Annotated in this window: 17 protein-coding genes and 1 tRNA gene; 9 read left to right on the forward strand and 9 right to left on the reverse strand. The window is 64.3% G+C overall.

Translation table 11 applies throughout. From position 1 onward, the window contains the following. Positions 1–21 precede the first annotated feature (21 nt). Positions 22–2109, reverse strand: coding sequence for an acetate--CoA ligase family protein (locus tag N2603_RS41955; protein WP_260386795.1), 2088 nt, complete (start codon positions 2107–2109; stop codon positions 22–24). A gap of 3 nt (positions 2110–2112) precedes the next feature. Further along, the gene (locus N2603_RS41960) at positions 2113–2904 is read right to left on the reverse strand and encodes an enoyl-CoA hydratase/isomerase family protein (RefSeq protein ID WP_260386796.1); all 792 of its coding nucleotides are present in this window, start codon (positions 2902–2904) and stop codon (positions 2113–2115) included. A gap of 215 nt (positions 2905–3119) precedes the next feature. Between N2603_RS41960 and N2603_RS41965 the strand changes: the two genes are divergently transcribed. After that, on the forward strand, positions 3120–3896 hold the full coding sequence (locus tag N2603_RS41965; RefSeq protein ID WP_260386797.1) for an IclR family transcriptional regulator: 777 nt from the start codon (positions 3120–3122) through the stop codon (positions 3894–3896). A 150-nt stretch (positions 3897–4046) separates the two neighbouring features. Here N2603_RS41965 and pyrF read toward each other — a convergent pair whose 3' ends face one another. The 4 genes from pyrF to N2603_RS41985 form a co-directional block, all read right to left on the reverse strand. Next, on the reverse strand, positions 4047–4952 hold the full coding sequence (gene pyrF / locus N2603_RS41970; RefSeq protein WP_260386798.1) for an orotidine-5'-phosphate decarboxylase: 906 nt from the start codon (positions 4950–4952) through the stop codon (positions 4047–4049). Between the two features lie 125 nt (positions 4953–5077). After that, positions 5078–5245: a hypothetical protein gene (locus N2603_RS41975; protein ID WP_260386799.1), complete on the reverse strand. Its 168-nt coding sequence runs from the start codon at positions 5243–5245 to the stop codon at positions 5078–5080. After that, the gene (locus N2603_RS41980; protein ID WP_260386800.1) at positions 5232–6134 is read right to left on the reverse strand and encodes a hypothetical protein; all 903 of its coding nucleotides are present in this window, start codon (positions 6132–6134) and stop codon (positions 5232–5234) included. Before N2603_RS41980 ends, N2603_RS41975 begins: the two co-directional genes overlap by 14 nt. A gap of 119 nt (positions 6135–6253) precedes the next feature. Further along, on the reverse strand, positions 6254–7036 hold the full coding sequence (locus N2603_RS41985; protein ID WP_260386801.1) for an alpha/beta fold hydrolase: 783 nt from the start codon (positions 7034–7036) through the stop codon (positions 6254–6256). 392 nt (positions 7037–7428) lie between these two features. Between N2603_RS41985 and N2603_RS41990 the strand changes: the two genes are divergently transcribed. The 3 genes from N2603_RS41990 (at position 7429) to N2603_RS42000 (ending at position 13178) form a co-directional block, all read left to right on the forward strand. Continuing rightward, positions 7429–12252, forward strand: coding sequence for an NAD-glutamate dehydrogenase (locus tag N2603_RS41990; protein ID WP_260386802.1), 4824 nt, complete (start codon positions 7429–7431; stop codon positions 12250–12252). 147 nt (positions 12253–12399) lie between these two features. Next, positions 12400–12720, forward strand: coding sequence for a hypothetical protein (locus N2603_RS41995; RefSeq protein ID WP_260386803.1), 321 nt, complete (start codon positions 12400–12402; stop codon positions 12718–12720). 206 nt (positions 12721–12926) lie between these two features. Beyond that, on the forward strand, positions 12927–13178 hold the full coding sequence (locus N2603_RS42000; protein WP_260386804.1) for a hypothetical protein: 252 nt from the start codon (positions 12927–12929) through the stop codon (positions 13176–13178). Positions 13179–13487: 309 nt separating this feature from the next. On the opposite strand, the gene N2603_RS42005 is transcribed toward N2603_RS42000, so the two are convergent. From N2603_RS42005 to N2603_RS42015, 3 genes are all read right to left on the reverse strand, one after another. Continuing rightward, complete coding sequence (locus N2603_RS42005) at positions 13488–13718, reverse strand: PRC-barrel domain containing protein (RefSeq protein WP_260386805.1); 231 nt, start codon at positions 13716–13718, stop codon at positions 13488–13490. Between the two features lie 996 nt (positions 13719–14714). Beyond that, positions 14715–14791, reverse strand: a tRNA-Arg gene (locus N2603_RS42010). Between the two features lie 270 nt (positions 14792–15061). Further along, complete coding sequence (locus N2603_RS42015) at positions 15062–16561, reverse strand: sensor histidine kinase (protein WP_260386806.1); 1500 nt, start codon at positions 16559–16561, stop codon at positions 15062–15064. 364 nt (positions 16562–16925) lie between these two features. On the opposite strand from N2603_RS42015, the gene rpmH reads away from it, so the two are divergent. The 5 genes from rpmH (at position 16926) to N2603_RS42040 (ending at position 20490) form a co-directional block, all read left to right on the forward strand. Continuing rightward, positions 16926–17060 carry a 50S ribosomal protein L34 gene (rpmH, locus tag N2603_RS42020; RefSeq protein WP_008542748.1) on the forward strand — a complete coding sequence of 45 codons (135 nt, stop codon included), beginning with the start codon at positions 16926–16928 and terminating at the stop codon, positions 17058–17060. Between the two features lie 27 nt (positions 17061–17087). Further along, the gene (gene rnpA, locus N2603_RS42025; RefSeq protein ID WP_018646785.1) at positions 17088–17495 is read left to right on the forward strand and encodes a ribonuclease P protein component; all 408 of its coding nucleotides are present in this window, start codon (positions 17088–17090) and stop codon (positions 17493–17495) included. 16 nt (positions 17496–17511) lie between these two features. Beyond that, a complete protein-coding gene (gene yidC, locus N2603_RS42030) occupies positions 17512–19362 on the forward strand; it encodes a membrane protein insertase YidC (protein ID WP_260386807.1) in 1851 nt (616 codons plus the stop codon). A 109-nt stretch (positions 19363–19471) separates the two neighbouring features. After that, the gene (gene yihA / locus N2603_RS42035) at positions 19472–20125 is read left to right on the forward strand and encodes a ribosome biogenesis GTP-binding protein YihA/YsxC (protein WP_260386808.1); all 654 of its coding nucleotides are present in this window, start codon (positions 19472–19474) and stop codon (positions 20123–20125) included. 2 nt (positions 20126–20127) lie between these two features. Beyond that, the gene (locus tag N2603_RS42040) at positions 20128–20490 is read left to right on the forward strand and encodes a DUF423 domain-containing protein (protein WP_260386809.1); all 363 of its coding nucleotides are present in this window, start codon (positions 20128–20130) and stop codon (positions 20488–20490) included. Positions 20491–20579 lie beyond the last annotated feature (89 nt).

Consider the following 20579-nt stretch of genomic DNA (forward strand, 5'->3'; position numbering starts at 1 on the left):
TGGAGCTCCATCCGGTTTTGTTCAGACATTGAGAACGACCAATCCGTCGGCCGCCTTCACACCCTGGCCCGCCGGCAGCACGAAGACCGGATTGATCTCGGCCTCGACGAGGCGATCGCCGAGCTGCGCAACCATGCGCGAGAAATCGACGACCGCGGCAGCGAGCGCCTCGACATCGCATTTCGGCCGGCCCCGAAAACCATCCAGCAACGGCCAGGTGACGAGATCGCGCGCCATCGCGCGAGCCTCGGCCAGGCTGAGACCGCCTTGCGGCGGAAGCAGCCGCATCGTCGTGTCCTTGAACAGCTCGGCGGCGACACCACCCATTCCGAGCAGGATCGCCACGCCCAGGGGATCCCGATGCATGCCGAGAATGATCTCGACGCCGCTTGAAATCATCTCCTGAACCAGGAATTGGTCGGGCCGCTTCCCGGTCCTGAGCGCGACCTCGTCGGCCATCGCCGCCAGGCGGCCGCCAATCGTCTCGGCCGTCAGATTGACCGCGACGCCGCCGACGTCGCTCTTGTGCGCGATCTCGCGCGAGAGAATCTTGAGCACGACCCGGCCGCCGAAGTCTCGCGCGGCCTGCTCCGCTTCCTGGGGCGTTGCGACCACCTTCTCTGCAGCGATGGAAACACCAAAACAGGCGAACAGCGCCTTGGCCTGCGCCTCGTCCAGCGATCCCGCCGGGAATTCGCTGATATCGACTCCTGTCTTGGTCGAGCCGGATGTCTGGACCTGTTCCGGTAGTCCGGCCTGCAGAAGTCCGTCGAGGGCAGCGGCGCAGCTCTCGGCGGACGTGTAGGCCGGGACGCCTTGCCGGGTGAGGACGGAGACCACGTCGGGCGCGTAGGGACTGACATAGGCAATGACGGGCTTGTCGCTGAGCGGCAGGCAGTCGTGGATGGCATCGGCCAGCAGGGCCGGCGATCCCACGGCGGACGAGCCGGCAATGACGACCAGCGCATCGTAGGAGGGGCTTGCGAACAGGATGCGGATGGCGGCGCGCAGCAGATCCGGCTGCAGGCCGGCCAGCGTCACGTCGATCGGATTGCGGTCGAGCATGGCGTGCGATCCCGACTGGAGGCTGCGCAATTGCGCGGCGGTTTCCGCATCGGGTGCGGGCGTCGCAAAGCCTGCGATGCCCAGGCTGTCGGACACGATCGTGCCGGCGCCGCCGGTCGAGGTGAGGATCGCCACGCGCCTGCCGGAGAGCTTCCGTCCCGCCGAAAGGGCTGCGGGAATGTCGAGCAGGTCTTCGAACGTCTTCGCGCGGATCACGCCGAGCTGCCTGAACAAGGCGTCATACATGCGGTCGGAGCCCGCAAGCGCCCCCGTGTGCGAGACGGCCGCCTTTGCACCCGCCTCCGATCGCCCGATCTTGAAGGCGACGACGGGCTTGCCGGCGCGCCGCGCCCTGAGCACCGCCTCGCGGAAGCGGGATGGATTGCGGATCGCCTCGATGTAGAGCGCAATGACCCTGGTCGCGCCGTCGTCGGCGAGAAAGTCGATGAAGTCGGCGAGTTCGAGATCGGCTTCGTTGCTGGTCGACACCAGCTTGGACAGCCCGACCCCGCGCGCCGCGGCGCGCGACAGCACGGCACCGAGAATGCCGCCGCTTTGCGAGACCAGCCCGATCGGGCCTGCCGGGAAGTGGTCCATCGCCAGCGCGCCGGACGCAGACAGCACGATATTGTCGGTGAGATTGACGAGGCCAATCGTGTTCGGCCCGAGCAGGCGCATGGATCCGGCGGCTTGCATGAGCTGCTGCTGGCGCGCGGCGCCTTCCGCCCCGGTTTCGGTGAAGCCGCTGGCGAGAACGATCGCCGCCGCAGTGCCGCGCTCCGACAATTCGCGCACCGCGATGTGCGCCCGCTCCGCGCCGAGCAGGACAATGCCGACATCAGGCACATCAGGCAGAGAAGCAACGTCGGCGTAACATTTGAGACCGCCGATTTCTGCGACCTTCGGATTGACGGGATAGATCGCACCGGCAAAGCCGTGCTTCCTAAGATAGGACACCGGCCGCCCCGACGTCTTGCTCGGGTCTGCGGACGCGCCGATGATTGCAATGCTGCGTGGCCGGATCAGGCGTTCGATCGCGTTCATCGCTCAATCCTTCGACGAGGATTGCGCGAGGAACGCCGTCACGGCATCGCGGTGCTCTGCGCTGGTGTAGCAGATGGCCTGCGCCTGGCTGCCGAGATTGAAGATGTCGTGCGCGGAATGCTCGAAGGTCTCATTCAGGATCTTCTTGCCCAGCGCCAGCGCGGTGGGAGACCCCTGAGCCAGCTCGGCCGCCCAGGTCTGCGCAGCCGGCAGCAGCTCGGCCGCCGCCACCTTGCGATCGACGATGCCGAGCGCGAGCGCTTCGTCTGCTTCGACCACGCGCCCGGTGAAGATCAGCTCCTTTGCCCTGGGAAGCCCGACCCGGCGCGGCAGGAAATACAGGCCGCCGCCGTCGGGGATCAAGCCGCGCTTGATGTAGGACCAGGTGAACTTCGATCGTTCCGTGCCCATGACGAAGTCGCAGGCGAGCGCCGTGTCGGCACCGAGGCCGGCCGCGGCGCCGTTGACGGCGGCGATGGTCGGCTTCGGCAGGCCCAGCAGCAGCGATTGCACGTGATGCACGCCCTGCTGCCGGCTCCAACCGTTGAATGCGACTTCCCCCTGCGGCGCCTCGAGCCGGCGCTTCATGCCGCTGATGTCGCCGCCGGCGCAGAAGGCGTTGCCGCGTCCCGTCAGCACCAGGGCCTTGATCGCCTTGTCGCGCGACACGGTTTCGAGCGCGCCGGCGAACTCGGCGCGCATCTCGTCGCTCATGGCGTTGCGCCGTTCCGGGCGGTTGAATGCGATGGTCGCAACGCCGGCTTCGACGGAAAATTCGATGAGCTGATAGGGCATGGCACGCTCCGTAGTTGGCGTCGGATCGATCACCGCCACGCATCGCGGATATCGCAAGAATCCGCGCAGGCTCCCGAATGCCGATTTCAGGCGCTGCCGTTTCCTCGTCGAGCCCGTGCGTAGCCAGGCATTCTTCTTTCCGGTGCCTATAGCGGCTTGCACCCGCCCGAACATCCCCTTAATTCCACTTAGTGGAAATGCGTAAGGAGGCTGGTTTGGCGCAGGCGCGCAGATATGCGGGCGGGGTCGATGGCAACCGCTCGCTCGAAAGAGGCATCGAGATACTCAGGGCGTTCCGGCCCGGCGTCGACACGCTGGGCAACGGCGAGATTGCGGAGCGAACTGGCTTGCCGCGATCGACGGTCAGCCGGCTGACACGGACGCTGGTCAATTCCGGGATGCTCGACGAAGTCCGCGCCGAGCGGGCCTACCGCCTTGCCGCATCCGTCATCAGCATCGGCCACGCCATGCGAACGGGATCACCCGTGCTCAACGCGATCGGCCCGATGATGCGGGCAGAATCGGCCAAGCGCCGGCTGAACGTCGGGTTAGCTACCGCGGATCGAACCATGATGGTCTACCTCGAATCGATCCGCTACAGCCCGCGCGCGGCGCTGCGCAACGTGGTCGCCGGCCAGCAGGTCCCGATGGAATTGACGTCGCTCGGTCGCGCATACCTCGCCGGCATTGCAGAGACCGAGCGCGAGCGGTTGCTGAAACTGTTCAAACGGCGCTGCACTGCTGCCACGAAGGCGCTGCTTGCCGACGTCAGGAGATCGATCGCCTCCGTCGAGCGCGACGGCTATTGCGCGGTGTCGTGGCAACCCGCCGTTCTTGCCGTCGCAACGCCGATCGTGCTGGACGGGCTTCCGGTCTACGCACTCAACATGAGCCTGCAGAATGTCGACCGGTCCGATGCGCTGGCGAACGAGATCGGCTCGTACCTCAACGCCTTTGCGGCCAAGTGCAAGGAGGTACTGGCGAGCCGTTGACGTGGAGGCCGAAACCGCGATCGGAACGACGGTCACACGCGGCGGTTGGCCGAGCGGCGCCCCCGGTTGAATTCATGAGGCATGGCATATTATGCCATAAGCGCCAGCCTGTTTTGAATGACGAGGCACGCACGGCCGGCCGGACGGACGTCAAGCGGTCGCACTAAGGCTGGGCACTGCAGCAATCGTCGCCTTCAGTTGGTCGAGACGCGTGTTGATGAGGATTTCATAGTCACCGAGGGAAATAGAACGGTCCTCCGCTCGCAACAGGCCGCGAGAGACCGGCACCAGAAGATCTCCCGGCCGGGAACCGCGCAGTGCGTTCAGCGCCGCGGGGTCTCCTCCCTGCGGCCCGAGCCCGGGAGCAAGTATGATTGCGTTTGGCAGCAGCAGGCGGAGCCGCTTTCCTTCCTGTGGAGCCGTCGTTCCGATCACTGCTCCGACGGGACTGAGGCGTGAGTCCTGCTCGCAATCCCTGCCAATTGTCGTAATCAAATCGGCGAGCCGATCTGAAACAAAGCGATTGCCTGTCATTCGATCCTGCAGCCAACCGGCACCGGGATTGGACGTGCGGCACAAAACGAACAGGCCTTTGCCAAATCTGCGAACGCATTCGAGGAATGGCTCCAACGTATCGGGACCCATCATGGGATTGATGGTCAAGCAATCAGCCTCAAAATCACCGCTGCCCCCAGCGTCTGCCGGCGTGAGATAAGCGCGCGCATAGGCGGCTGCGGTCGATCCAATATCTCCCCGCTTGGCATCAAGAATGACACCCATGCCGGCCGCACGTGCCCGCTTCATCGCAAACGACAGGGCACTCAATCCGGCAAGGCCGTAGGCCTCGAAATACGCTGACTGGAATTTGACGAAACCGATTCGTCCGATGGTGGCTGAAAGGATGAAATCGAGATAGCGCACCAGCCAATCATTGCCGCCATCGTCTGGTTCGAACTCGGCGGGGACGTCCGGAAGATAGGGATCGATACCCAGAACGATCTCTCCGTAGGAGAGGACATTGCTTTCAACGATGTTGGTCCAGGTCCTGCCTGACATCCATCAACCTCCACAACGCTTCTTCGGATAGCTGATCGCCCGACCCGGGTCTACATGGATGCGAATATTGTCCCCGAGTTGGGTTTACGCCGCCATTGAGGACCGACAGGCGTCTCGAGCAAATCCTATTGGCCGTCCTCCATCGAAAAGAGCGCGCCGAGCGCCGAACGACGCATATCGCCGAATTGCGCGAGCGTGCGGCCGAAGCGGAAGCCAAACTCAAGCGCCTCTACGACGCCATCGAAAACGGCGTCGCTGACGTCTCCGATCCGCAGACCGTTACAGTTTTCCATAGACGCGCCCGGCGACCGCCTTCAGGCGCTCGACCGAGCCGGACTCCGGATGCGGCTTGACCGGCGCGAACAGGATCGAGGCCTGCCTGCCGTTCTTCCAGACATAGATGGTGACGGCGTTGCCGTTACCCTTGGTGCAGGAATGCTCGCCGAACGCTTCACTGCCGAGCTCGGGGATCGCCACGTGCTGGCACGGGCCCGTGCGTTTCATCATGCCCATGACGGTGTTGCGCGAGATGTCGATTACCGCGACGGTCATGGTGTTGGCCTCGCGATCGAACATCATGCAGCTGCCCGCGCCGGTCCGCTGCACCGTCAGCGTGCTGTTGTCGAGAAAGCCGTCGGCATCGGCGGCCGTGAGCCACTCGCAATTGCCGAACCGCTCGCTGCTCCTGCTCACGCTGGCGATGGCGACGCGCGCGGCTTCGGTGAGCGGTCGGAGCAGCGCATCGTCGGCACGCCGGCCGATCGGATAGACGGTGATCTGCAGAATGTAATCGCCGGACAAGGCGACGACCGAGGCCTCCTGGCGCTCTGCGCCGGCGGCGGTCGTTCCGCCCTGGCCTTCGTCGCCGATCCCGGACACCGCGTTAAGCGGCATGCGCTCACTGAGCGTCTTGACGAAGGTCGCGTACAATTCCCTGGCGCGGTCCTTGTCGGGATTGCGGAACACGGACAGCATCATCGTGTCGCCGCGCCCGGCCTGGTAGATGCAGCCGCGGCCGTCCTGATTTGAAATCAGCGACCATTTGAGCGCCGGCATCGCACCGGCGAGCTGCTGGGCGCTGATGAACGGGCAGCTTTCCGCCGCGTGCACGGGAAGCACCGGAACGGCTGCGATGGCAAGGAACAGAATGAGGCAGGAGATCAGACGGTCGATCGTACGCATGGGACAACTTACTACCGCAAATGACGCGCCACGGCCAATGAAGGTGTGCACTATTGATTCGCCGTGGCGCTATGATGAATCTCGCCGACCCGCGCACGGCTATCCCGCCGCGACGAAGCTTACCCGGGTCTTCGCACGTAGAGCGAGATAAACCGGTCGATCATCGGGTTGATCTGCTCCGGCACTTCCAGCGACAGGAAATGCCCGGAGCCGACGGCTTTGGCCGTGACCAGTTGCGGGCACAGCGCCGCAAAACGATCCAGATCCGCGAGCCGATGGGCCGCTTCGATGTAGAGCACCGGGACCCGGCACGCCTGCGCGCACTCACGCGCCCGATGCACATCCCAGGGGAACAGACTTGTAAACGTGGATACCAGCACGTGCTGTGGCGTCGCCAGAAAGGTCTGTTCGACATGGGCGCGGCATCTGTCGGTCGGCAGACAGGAGTCCGCCACGATTTTCCGGACCTCGTCCGCAAAATCCGCACCCTTCAAGCCCTCCAGATACCCTGTAAACACCGTCCCTGCCGAGGCAGGGAAGAGCACCCCTGAATCGAGCAGCACCAGGCCTGCAGGAAAGTCCGGATAGCGGGCGGCGATTTCGAGCGCCATGTTGCCGCCCATGCTTTGACCCACGATGACCGGCTTCGTGATCTGCTGTCGGTTGCACAGCCAGACGAGATCGTCGGCGAAGCCTTCGATCGAATACACCTGTTGCGGCTTGTCGCTCTCGCCATGTCCCCGCAGCTCGGCATTCAACGCCCGACCTTGACGGGCGAAATATTCCATTTGCGGCGCAAAATGGGTGCGATCCCCGCGCAGGCCATGGACGAACAGGAATTGAAGCGGTCCCGCCCCGGCGATGTCGAACGACAGCTGGATGCCGTCATGCGCGAGTTTCATGGGTCATCTCCATATTCACCGACATGTCCAGGCGTCTCTGGCGAGTACCCAGTCTAAGTGACGCGCCACGGCCGATAAAGATGGGCACTCCGGGTTCGCCTCGGTGCCTGAAATGGCGCGCCATTCAGAACAAAATCACGAACTCATATACAATTGAAATTCCTCGTCATTTTGCAGAGCACCAATGACGCGATGGTCGTCGGCATCGATTTTCCGCCCCCAAGCGCGCCTCGCAACTTCCCGCGCCATGACGGCCGCAGAATGCTAATATCGTGAAGGCCGCAAGACCGATGATGTCGCCGAGGCGACTGAAACGCGGTTGAGAAGATGCGCTCGAAGAGGCGCACTCCAAGAACAATGCCCGACCGTCATTGCGGCTCGTCGGCTGGGAGATGGAGGACGCTATGGCTTGGCGTGACGACAAGGCCCGGGCAACTCTGATCCGCGAAGCAGCAGGAAGCGTGCAGCCGGGCAAGGCCCCCGGCAGCTTTGCCGAGCTTCTGTTCGCCTTCACCAATGTCGAGGATCTCGCCAGTCACGATGCCTCCTCGCTTGCCTTCCTGGCGGAGCAAGCCTGGGAGCATGTGCAGCGGCGCACGGCGGGGCGCGCCGATGTCCGCGTCGTCAATCCGCAGATGCCGGACGGGCGCGAGATCTCCGTGCTCGAAATCCTCAACGACAACATGCCCTTCCTGTTCGATTCCACCATGGCGGAGCTCACCGAGCAGGGCATCGAAGTCACCCTCGTCGCTCACCCCATCATCGCGGTGGAGCGCGATGACCAGGGCAAGCTCCTGCGCTTCTACGGCGAGGCACTGCCGGAAGGGGCAAAGGGCGCGCGAGAGAGCCTGATTCACCTCCACATCACCCGCCTGGACGCCGACGCGGACCGCGAGAGGCTGATTGACGGCCTCACCAGGACGCTCGGCGACGTGCGCGCCTGCGTCGTGGACTGGCGCGCCATGCGCGACCGGGTCGAGGACGCGGTCAAGACGTTCTCGTCCAATCCGCCGCCGCTGCCGATCGACGAGGTCGCCGAGGCCAACCAGTTCCTGCAATGGCTGTGCGCGGACAATTTCACCTTCCTCGGCGTGCGCGAATATCGCTTCTCGCCCGGCCGCGATGCGTCGGACGACATCACGACCGCCGAGGGCCTCGGTATCCTCCGCGATCCCGATGTGAAGGTCCTGCGCCGCGGCAGCGAAATGGTGGTGATGACGCCGGAGATTCGCGAGTTCATGCGCGAACCGACCCTGCTCATCGTCATCAAGGCCAATGTGAGCAGCCGGGTTCATCGCCGCATCCGGATGGATTACGTCGGCATCAAGCTCTATACGCCCGACGGCCGGCTCGAGGGCGAATTGCGTGTCGTCGGCCTGTTCACCTCGGGTGCCTATACGCGCTCGGCACGACAGATCCCCTATGTTCGCCACAAGGTATCGCGGGTGCTCCAGCGCGCCGGCTTCGACCCGAACAGCCATTCCGGCAAGGCTCTCCAGCATATTCTCGAGGAATATCCGCGCGACGAACTTTTCCAGATCGACGTCGACACCCTCTTCGATTTCGTCATGGAGATCCTGATCCTCTATGAGCGCCCCCGCGTCCGCGCGCTGGCGCGGGTCGACAAGTTCGATCGCTTCGTTTCCATCCTCGTCTTCATTCCGCGCGACAAATACGACACCGACGTGCGCATGCGCGTCGGCGCCTTCCTGTCGCAGAGCTACAAGGGGGCACTGTCGGCCTCCTACGTGTCCTTCCCCGAAGGAGCATTGGCGCGCGTCCACTACATCATCGGACGCTATGAAGGTAAGACTCCCGCCGTCGAGCGCGCCACGCTGGAAGCCGGGATCAGCGCCATTGCCGCGACCTGGGCCGACAAGCTGAAGGCGGCGCTGGCTGCGTCGACCGACGGCATGCGGGCGCGCATGCTCGCAAATCGCTACGCTCAGGCCTTCAGCGGCGGCTATACCGAGGCTGCCACGGCAGAACAGGCGGTCGCCGATATCGCCACCGTCGAGAAGCTCACACCGGCCCGCCCGGTGACGATTTCGGTTCACCGCTTCGAGGAGGATGATCCCAAGCGCTTCGGCCTGAAGGTGTTTTCGGATGCCGCGCCGCTGTCGCTGTCCTACCGCGTGCCGGTGATCGAAAATCACGGCCTGCGCGTGGTCAACGAACGCACCTATCAGATCGTGCCCGGCAACAGGCCCGAGCCGGTCTGGCTGCACGACATGACGATCGAGACCAGCGACGGCCAGCCGATCGAGATCAGCCGGGACTTCAGCCATCGCCTGGAGGCCTCGATCATGGCGGTGGTCACCGATCGCGCCGAATCCGACGGGTACAATGCCTTGATCCTGCGCACGGCCTTGGGGTGGCGGGAAATCTCGACCATCCGGGCGCTGTCGCGCTATCTGCACCAGATCCGCGCACCGTTCACCCAGGATTATATGTGGGAGACCTTGCGCAAGAACGCCGCGATCACAGCCAACCTCGTCGCGCTGTTCCAGGCCCGCCGCGATCCGCGCCTCGTCCTGACCGATCGCGAGCGTTCGGCGCGCGAGATAACTCTCCTTGCCGAGATCGAGGAGCAGCTCAAATCCGTCGCCTCGCTCGATGAAGACCGCATCCTGCGCCGTTTCACCAATCTGGTGCAGGCGACCATCCGCACCAATCTGTGGCAGATCGGCGAGGACGGACATCCGCGCCCGGTGATCTCCTTCAAGTTCGACGCGCGCAAGATCGAGGATCTGCCCCCTCCCCGACCGCTCTACGAGATTTTCGTCTATTCACCGCGTGTCGAAGGCATTCACCTGCGCTTCGGCAAGGTTGCGCGCGGTGGCTTGCGCTGGTCCGATCGGCCGCAGGATTTCCGCACCGAGATCCTCGGCCTCGTGAAAGCGCAGCAGGTCAAGAACGCCGTGATCGTGCCGGTCGGCGCCAAGGGCGGCTTCGTGCCCAAGCGCCTGCCGCCGCCCTCCGATCGCGAGGCGTGGCTCGCGGAGGGCACCGAAGCCTATCGCATCTTCGTGCGCTCGCTGCTCGAACTCACCGACAATCTCGACGGCGACATCGTGGTGCCGCCCGACTTGACCGTGCGGCATGACGGCGACGATCCCTATCTGGTCGTCGCCGCCGACAAGGGCACCGCCACCTTCTCCGACGTCGCCAACGCGATCTCGGCCGAGAAGAACCATTGGCTCGGCGATGCCTTCGCCTCCGGCGGCAGCCAGGGCTACGACCACAAGAAGATGGGGATCACGGCGCGCGGCGCCTGGGAGGCGGTCAAGCGCCATTTCCGCGAGCTCGGCACCGACATCCAGACCATGCCTTTCACCGTGGTCGGCGTCGGCGACATGTCCGGCGACGTCTTCGGCAACGGCCTGCTGCTCTCGCCGGCGACGAAGCTCGTTGCGGCGTTCGATCACCGCGACATCTTCATCGATCCCTCCCCCGACCCGGCGATCAGCTTCACCGAGCGCAAGCGCCTGTTCGACCTGCCGCGATCGAGCTGGCAGGACTACAACAAATCGCTGATATCGCAGGGCGGTGGCGTGTTCTCGCGCTCGCTCAAGGCGATCCCGCTCGCACCTGAAGTGCGCGCCCTGCTCGATCTCGACAAGGAGCAGGCCACGCCCTTCGAGGTGATGACGGCGATCCTGAAGGCGCGCGCGGACCTGTTGTGGTTCGGCGGCATCGGCACCTATATCCGCTCCTCCTCGGAAAGCGACGATCAGGCCGGCGACCGCGCCAACGATCCGATCCGCATCACCGGGACCGACGTTCGCGCCAGGGTGATCGGCGAAGGCGCCAATCTCGGCGTCACCCAGCGCGGGCGCATCGAAGCAGCGCAGAAGGGCGTCAAGCTCAACACCGACGCGATCGACAATTCGGCCGGCGTGAACACGTCCGACGTCGAGGTCAACATCAAGATCGCATTGGCGCGCCCCGAGCGCGAGGGACGCCTCAGCCCGGCCGACCGCAACACCCTGCTTGCCGCGATGACCGGCGAAGTCGGTACGCTGGTCCTGCGCAACAACTATCTGCAGACGCTGGCGCTCTCGCTCGCCGAACGCAAGGGCATGGCGGAGACCGGCTTCCTCACGCGCCTGATGCAGTCGCTCGAGCAACGCAGCCTGCTCAGCCGCGCCGTCGAATTCCTGCCTGACGACGCCGCGATCGCCGAGCGCACACGACGCGGCCAAGCCCTGACACGGCCCGAGCTTGCCGTGTTGCTCGCCTATGCCAAGCTGACACTCTACAGCGACCTGCTCGAAACCGGCGTGCCTGACGATCCTTATCTCGCCCGCAGACTGTCCCTGTATTTTCCGCGCGAGGTTCCCGACAAATTCCCGGCCGCGGTCGAGCTCCATCGCCTCCGACGCGAGATCATCGCGACCAGTCTCGTCAATGCCGTGATCAACCGCGGGGGGCCGGCCTGCATCGTACGCCTGACCGACGAGACCGACGCCGATATCTCGACCATCGTCATGGCCCAGGTGGCGGTGGACGCGATCTACGAGCTCAGGCGGCTCAATGACGGGATCGACGCGCTCGACAGCCTCATCGACGGACAGTTGCAGCTCGGCCTCTACGCGGCGATTCAGGATCTCCTGCTCTCCCGCATGGTCTGGTACGTGCGCAATGTCGATTTCAAGGACGGTCTCAGTGCAGTGATCGCCCGGTTTGGCCCTGCCGTCCGCGAGGTCGCAGCCTCGCTCGACAACGCCCTACCACCGGACCTGCAGGCCGCGCGCAGCAAGCGTCGGCAGGACCTGATCGATGCCGGCGTCCCGATCGGACTCGCCGGCGACCTGGCCGACCTCGACGCCCTGGTCTCGGCGCCCGACATCGTGACGGTCGCCGAGCGCACCAGCCGCAGCATCGGTGACGCCGCCGCGACGTTCTTTGCCGCCGAGGCCAATTTCCGTCTCGACCGCATCACCGCCGCTGCACGCAACGTGCCGGCAAGCGATCATTTCGAGCGCCTCGCCATCGACCGCGCCATCGACCTGATCGCGGCTGCCGAAAGACGCCTGGCCGCAGATATGCTGACCATCGGCCAATCCGGTCAGCAGGCGGCGGAGACCTGGCTTGCAGCTCATCCCGAGGCAACGCGCATCCGCCGTACGGTCGAGGAGATTGCCGCCGGCGGCCTGACGCTAGCGAAGCTGATGGTGGCGGCGAACCTGCTGGGAGACCTGGTCAAAGCCTGAGGGCATGCGAGAGACGTGCAATGCTAAAGCGCGATGAGATTTGGATGAGCCGTCATCGCGCTTTAGGTTGATGTTTGAGCATGATCTCTTCGGAAAACCGCTTCGCACTTTTCCGGATCATGCTTTAGCGCAGGACGGAGGAATCCAATGATCCACGCCACTTGCCATACCGCCGACAATGTCCGCTGCATCGAGTTCGATGCCACGCCGTGGTTCAGCGAGGCTGATGCTCCGAGCATCATCGATTTGGCCGAGCGAGGATGGACCAGCAAGGCGATTGCAGAGTCCCTCGAGCACCGACGGGGATACGAAGGCCTGCACGATCTCGTCGAGTATGCGGCGAAGCGACTGCAATCGGAATCCCTGGAGGACCCGACCTGGGAAACCTTCGAGTGCGTCGTCGATGGACCCGAGGCCGTCGCCTGGCTCAAGCAGAACCGGCCCAACGTCGCGACAAGGATCCCGTAAACCACGGGAGGCGCAGCAAAGGCCACAATTGCCGTGGCAACCGGCAGCAAGTTCCGCGTGCGGCTGTCGGCGGCTGATGCGGCGTTTGCGCGCGATCGGCGCGGGAACGACTGGCGCAATATTCGATTGCGGTAACTGAAAAACAGGAAGAGACTTTGACGGTCGGACCCAACAAGCCCCTACGGCTATCACCGAAGGAGGAGGGAATGACCGCTCATAAAGATTACGGATGGAAGCCGCCCACTGCCGCCCAACGTGAGGCGCAAAGGGTCTTCAAGGAAACCGATGCCAAAGTAGCGATATCCGAGTATGAACGCATCCAAGCGGCGTTTCATGCAAACCGCGAGAGGTTAAAGGCTGAACGACTTGCTCGCGAGGCCGAAGCGGCGGCCCGGAAGCACAAGAACCTGATCTCGGCCCACTCTCCGAATGTGCATGGCGGTCTGCGGCACCGCTGATACGAGCATTCAAAATTATCAATCGGAAAGGGCAGGCGCTGTGCAAGCCGGCTTAGTGGTTCGGCTGCGCACATAATTCGGTGGCAGCCAATTCAGCCCTCTGTACCGAAATGGCGCGCCACGGCCGATGAAGTTGGGCACTATTGCTTCGCTGTCGCACTGTGATGCGATGGCCGATTACTCGCTCCAGCCAACCAATCTGCGACGGCCTACGATCCTTCTGCTGCTCGTCATCGCCGGCTGTCTCCCCTATTTCGCAGGGTGGTCCGGTTAGGTTACCTTGATCAATCCCGGGATCGACTGCCTGCGCTATCCGGTGGAACCGGAGTCTAAAAGCTTCACAGTCGAAATCGGCCACTTGCCGTCGTGGCCACCGATCGAGATCCGGAGCCCGTGCACCTCGTCAAGGAAGACGTGATCAACCGTCCCCGCCTTACCGTCGGTCAGGATAACACCCCTGCCGATTAGCTCCGTCTCAGCAGCATGAAGTTCTCGAAGGATGTTCGTCGCTCGTTTGGTCCAGTCATCGGACATGGTCATGCCATAGCCGGCCGGCGGATTAGTGAAGATCAGTCAGAGCGGCGGATGCATTGAGGATATCGCCGCCTCATGCGAGTCCGCCAACCATCCTTGTCGAACTCGACCCTGAAACCTTCCGGCAGCCGCGGCGTCTCGCCTTCGGTCACGACTTGGAGCGCGGGTTACTTCGGTGGGCGCAAATCGCCTTGCAGCCAGCGGCCCTTGGAATGTCTGGGATCTTCATGCGCTGCGAAGGTCGTAAGTATGTGATTGCAGACAGCGCATCGAAACATGTGCAAGTCCACGCTTGGGCTTTCTGGCTCGATGCTGACGAGCATCATCTGGGCCTTGCACATCGGACAGGCGGGGCGCGCAAATGGCGGTGGAATGGACCGCGCCAATCTGGCGGCCCACCGTTGTTCGAACTTTCTTTCAAGGTCCGCAGGGATCGTGCTCATGATCCGAACTCCGGGGTTCGCGGTCCTGCCCCGGCGCTATCGCCTCAACGCTCGCCGCGCCCTAAAGGTCCTAAGCAGCAGCAGAGGGAACCAAGGTCCTAAACAGCCAGGGGGAACCATGCCCGCCGGCTGACGCGATAACCAAGTTTGCCCAGTTCATCGAGCGCGTCCCGATGGTGAAGGCCGGCTTGACCCAAAGGCGCCTACCGCGACCGGCTGTCCTCCCGGCTGTCCCGGGGCGGTTCGGATACCTTCGATAGCGGCCTTTTCGATCATCCCGGAATTGCTCGCGCCGTCGGTTGAAAGCTGTTCAGGACGAGGGCACTGATCACCAGAGTGACACCCGCAACCTCTGCTCCGCTGGGCACGCGACCACCTCCTTCATCGACAAGGTGATCTGGTGCCCGCCGACTTTCCGTTCGATCCACTCGACCGGCGTAGCGCTACGACAGTCCGGGACCGAGAGGCAGCGGACTGGTCGTCCTCGCTCAAGGCAAGCGGACGCCGCACCCGAGGAGAGCGCTGCCGACCTACCGACCGCTCAGAAGCAAGATAAAAATGGCGCGCCCGGAACGATTCGAACGTCCGACCCTCAGATTCGTAGTCTGATGCTCTATCCAGCTGAGCTACGGGCGCGTTTTTCGCTGATGGTGCGGGCTTGGCCCACACGCAGCCTCCGGACAGCGCCGGAGGGGTGCGAAAGAGCGCTCTGACTAACCGCTCTTGCCCCGATTGGCAAGGTCCGGGATAGGGAGATTTTCGCGTATTTCCACCTTCCTGGCCGTCATTCCGGGGCGCGACGAAGTCGCGAGCCCGGAATCCATAACCACCAGCCGGGGTTATGGATTCCGGGCCCGGCCCTTTGGGCCGTCCCGGAATGACGGGTTCAGTCGGCCGCTGGCCGACCTACGCCCTTTGCCGCTCGTTGCGGATGGAGAGGAGTTCCACGGGGCGGTCGGGGATGACGATCCGGAAGGTGGCGCCGATGGTGCCCTCGACGAGGTGGATGTCGCCGCCATGGGCGCGGACGAGCTCGGCGGCGATGGCAAGGCCGAGGCCGCTGCCGCCGGGGCGGCCGGAGGTCTGGAAGGCCTCGAACAGGTGCTCCCTGGTCTTCTGGGGCACGCCGGGACCGGTGTCGGAGACCTCCAGGATGGCGACGGCGCCCTCGCGCTTTCCGGTGATCCGGATCTGCTGCGCCCCGCCATCGCCGCTCGCGTGGCTTTCCAGCGCCTGGGCGGCGTTGCGGACGAGGTTGAGCAGCACGCGGAACAGCTGGTCGGGGTCGGCATCGACCGCGAGCCCGCGCTCGATCGCGGCAACCCAGGCGATCGAGGCGTCGCTGGCAAGGCCCGCGGTCTCACGCACCTCCAGCACCACAGGCTCGATCAAAATCATGCGGCGGTCGGGTGCGGCCTCCTGGGCGCGGCCATAGGACAGTGTCGACTGGCAGAAGGCGATGGCGCGCTCGAGCGAGCGCACAAGCTTCGGCGCAAAGCGCTGCACCCGCGGGTCGGGCACGCTGGCGAGCTGGTCCGACAGGAGCTGGGCCGAGGCCAGCAGGTTGCGCAAATCGTGGTTGATCTTGGATACCGCAAGGCCGAGCGCGGCGAGCCGGCTCTTCTGATTCAGCATCGACATCAGGTCGCGCTGCATGTCGGACAATTCGCGCTCGGCGACGCCGATCTCGTCGCTGCGCTGGCTCGGCACGATGATTCCCGCCGAGCTTTCCGGGTTCTCGTGGAAGCCGACCAGGCTTGCGGTCAGCCGCCGCATCGGCCGCACGAAGAGATAATGGAGCGCGAGATAGACGAGGCCCGCGGTCAGGACCCCGATGATCAGCGCGACCACGACGACATTGCGGGAGAAACGGTACATCGCCTGCCGCAGCGGCAATTCGTCGGTCACGATCTCGACGAACTGGGCGTTGCCGACGCCGGGGCCGACGACGCGAATGGCCTGGTTGCCGGTCTCCAGCATCATCTGGAAGGAGCCGGTGATCGCCTCCCACACGGTCATGTCGCGCAGGTCGACGTCGTGCCCGATCGTAGCAGGCAGATTGTCGCTGGCGAGCAGCCGGCGCTGCTGGCCCATCTTGATGGCGACGGCGCGGGCATTGATGCTCTTCAGGATTTCGCGCGAGAGCGAATCGGGGACCATGCCGAGCGGCGCAGCGTCGAGCACCAGCGCCGCCGTGTTGGCGGCCGCGACACGGTCGTTGAGCCGGTTGACCCAGAAGTTGGCGATGGCAGGCACGTAGAGCAGGATCGCGGCGATCATCACCAGGGGGACGGTCAGCAGCAGCAGCTTGCCCGACAGCCCAAGCCCCGCAGGCCCACGCGGCCGCGCCGCGGGCGGGTCCTGCTGATCCGTATCCTGGATCGGCCGGAGGTCTGTCTCTGCCACGAAATTCGCCCTCGCTGATTTGCCCGGTGAACGATCTGGCGGATGAAGGATGCGGCCCGCCCCCGGCCCGGTCAAATTACGGATCGCTAATATGCCGAGGTGGGATGTAGGTGCTGATCCGGCGAGTCGCTACCTCACCGGTTAAAAACCCCGCACAAACAGTGATATTCACCGGAATCGTGCGCTTGTGCGGCGTTGACGAAAACAAGACGCTCCCTTATAAGCCGCGCGAATTGTCCGCGATGACCCGGTGTGACGCCGGGAGCGGCTCTCTTGGGGCCGAAAAGGGCCCGTTTTGGGCCGCATCTTCCGGACTTTACCATCAATTCTACAGGCAAATTGCCCGGTCAGCGGAGAAAAACCCGTGAAGCGGACTTATCAACCCAGCAAACTGGTGCGCAAGCGCCGTCACGGCTTCCGTGCCCGCCTCGCCACTGCCGGCGGCCGCAAGGTTCTCGCCGCCCGCCGCGCCCGCGGCCGCAAGCGTCTGAGCGCCTGAGCCGGACCCCCTTTTTGGGATTTCATCATGGATCGGCTGAGGCAGCGGGCGGATTTCCTCGCCGTTGCCAATGGCGCGCGGGCGAATAGTCCCGCGTTTGTCCTGCAAAGCCGCCGCCGCGACGACTTTGGCCCGATCCGGATCGGTTTCACCGTCACCAAAAAGAACGGCAACGCCCCCGAGCGCAATCGCATCCGGCGCCGGCTTCGCGAATTGGTGAAGCGGCTCGATCCGGTATCGATGCAGCCCCATCATGACTATGTCCTGGTCGGCCGAAGGGACGCGCTCTCGCGCGACTTCGCCACCATGCTCGACGATCTGCGCATAGCCTTCTCGAAGCCCGCGCGGCATACGCCCAAGGGGTCCCACAAGGGACCTGCGAAGGGGCGCGGCGAAAAGCCGGGCGCTGCCCTTGCCAGCCGCAAACCGGATTGATGACGAGACATTAGAGATGACCGACAATCGCAATACCATCCTCGCCGTCATTCTGTCGGGCCTCGTCCTGATCGCCTGGCAATATTTCTACAACGTGCCGCAGATGGAGAAGCAGCGCGCCCAGCAGCAGGCGCAGGCCGAGCTCCAGAAGACCACGCCGCAGCCGACCGCTTCCGCGACGCCGGGCTCGACGCCGCAGACGGGCGGCGCCGCGCAGCCGTCGACGCCGGGCGCGAGCCAGCAGGCCCAGCCGGTCGTTGCCCGCGAGACCGCGATCGCGGCCAGCCCGCGCGTCAAGATCGACACCCCGCGGATCGCCGGCAGCATCTCGCTCAAGGGCGGCCGCATCGACGACATCGCGCTGGTGCAATTCCGCGAAACGGTCGACCCGAAATCGCCGCCGATCATCCTCTATTCGCCCTCGGGCACGGCGGAGCCCTATTACGCCGAGTTCGGCTGGGTGGCCGCGACGGGCGTGACGGCGAAGATGCCGGATGCCCAGACCGTCTGGCAGCAGGACGGCAGCGGCAGCCTGACGCCGACGACGCCGGTGGTGCTGAAATGGGACAATGGCGACGGCCTCACCTTCCGCCGCACCATTGCGGTCGACGACCACTATCTCTTCACCATCAAGGACGAGGTGAGCAATGTCGGCAACGCGCCGGTCACGCTCTATCCGTTCGCGCTGATCTCGCGCCACGGCGCGCCGCAGGTCTCGGGCTACTACATCCTGCATGAAGGCCTGATCGGCTATCTCGGCGACCAGGGCCTGCAGGAATACGCCTACAAGAAGATCGACGAAGCCAAGAAGGTCGACTTCAAGGTCACCAATGGCTGGCTCGGCATCACCGACAAGTACTGGGCCTCGGCGCTGCTGCCCGATACCAATGCGCAGCTGCAGGCGCGCTTCTCGTCGAACCCGTCCGGCAACCTCCACACCTACCAGACCGACTATCTGCTCGATCCCGTCACCGTCGCGATCGGCGGCACCGCGACGGCGAATGCGCGGCTGTTCGCCGGCGCCAAGGAAGCGGGCGTGGTCGGCGTATTCCCGTTCGCCGGCCTCGGCGGCTACAACAAGGAGCTCGGCCTCAACCATTTCGACCTGATGATCGACTGGGGCTGGTTCTACTTCATCACCAAGCCGATGTTCCTCGGCCTCGACTTCTTCTATCGCTTCTTCGGCAATTTCGGCATCTCGATCCTGCTCGTGACCGTGATCGTGAAGCTGCTGTTCTTCCCGCTGGCGAACAAGTCCTACGCCTCGATGGCGAAGATGAAGTCGATCCAGCCGCAGCTTCAGGCGCTCAAGGAGCGCTATCCCGACGACAAGGTGAAGCAGCAGCAGGAGATGATGGAGATCTACCGCAAGGAGAAGATCAACCCGGTCGCCGGCTGTCTTCCCGTGGTGATCCAGATCCCGGTGTTCTTCTCGCTCTACAAGGTGCTGTTCGTCACCATCGAGATGCGGCACGCGAAGTTCTATGGCTGGATCCACGACCTCTCGGCGCCGGATCCGACCAATCTGTTCAACCTGTTCGGGCTGATCCCGTTCGATCCGACCACGATTCCGGTGTTCGGCCATTACCTCGCGCTCGGCATCTGGCCGATCATCATGGGCATCACGATGTGGTTCCAGATGAAGCTGAACCCGACGCCGCCGGATCCGACGCAGCAGATCATCTTCAACTGGATGCCGCTGATCTTCACCTTCATGCTGGCGGGCTTCCCGGCGGGTCTCGTGATCTACTGGGCCTGGAACAACCTGCTCTCGGTGATCCAGCAGAGCTACATCATGCGCCGCAACGGCGTGAAGGTGGAGCTGTTCGACAATCTCAAGGCGACGTTCGCGAAGAAGGCGACGTAATCGTCATTGCGAGGAGCGAAGCGACGAAGCAATCCAGAATCCCTCCGCGGATGCATTTCTGGATTGCTTCGCTTCGCTCGCAATGACGCGGGGAAACAGCGAGCTTCGCATGACCGACGACAAAGATGCGAAGCTGATCGAGGCCGGGCGCAAGCTGTTCGCGCGCGACTGGCAGTTCATCTGGGCCTCGCCGTCGATTGCGACGCTGCCGCCGATGGACGGGCTCGAGATCGCCTTTGCCGGCCGCTCCAATGTCGGCAAGTCCAGCCTGATCAACGCGCTCACGGGGCGCAACGCGCTGGCGCGCACCTCGCATACGCCGGGCCGCACCCAGGAGCTGATCTTCTTCGAGGTCCCCGGGAAGAAGGACCTGCGCCTCGTCGACATGCCCGGCTATGGCTATGCCAAGGCGCCGAAGAGCCAGGTCGCATCCTGGACCGAGCTGATCCACACATTCCTCCTCGGCCGCGCCAGCCTCGCGCGCGTCTATGTGCTGATCGACGCCCGGCATGGCCTCAAGGACGTCGATCTGGAAATCCTGAAGACGCTCGACCGCTCCGCCGTCAGCTACCAGATCGTGCTGACCAAGGCCGACCAGGTGAAGGCTTCCGAGCTTGCTTCGCGCATCGCCGAGACCGAGGCGGCACTGGCCAAACATCCGGCCGCGTTCCCGAACGTGCTCGCGACCTCGTCGCGGAGCGCGACCGGCATGGCCGAGCTGCGTGCCGCGATGGCGAAGCTGCTGGAAGAGCGGACCTCGTGATCATGGCGCACCGCCTCCTGATCGGGCTTGCCGGCTTGATGGGCGCCGCCGGCGTCGCGCTCGCCGCGGCGTCTGCCCACGGCGCTGACGCCAGCCGGCTCGCCTCCGCAAGCGCCATGCTGCTGTTTCATGCAACGGCCATACTTGCAGGTGTGGCATTGCTCGCGCGCGGCCTTCTGCACGGCGGAATTGGGCTCGTTGCGGCGTCCGGCTTCGTGATCGGCGCCGCGCTGTTCGCGGGCGATCTCAGCTTGCGGCAGTTTGCCGGCCATTCGCTGTTTCCCATGGCGGCACCGACCGGGGGGACGGTGATGATTGCGAGCTGGCTGGCGGTGACGCTCGCGGCGGTGGTGGCGAAGCGCTGAACCCGTAGCCCGGATGGAGCGCAGCGCAATCCGGGGTTCTTACCGCGGACACCGGCCCCGGATTTCGCTGCGCTCCATCCGGGCTACAA

The organism is Bradyrhizobium huanghuaihaiense (genome assembly GCF_025200885.1).
GTDB classification, from domain to species: Bacteria; Pseudomonadota; Alphaproteobacteria; order Rhizobiales; family Xanthobacteraceae; genus Bradyrhizobium; species Bradyrhizobium huanghuaihaiense.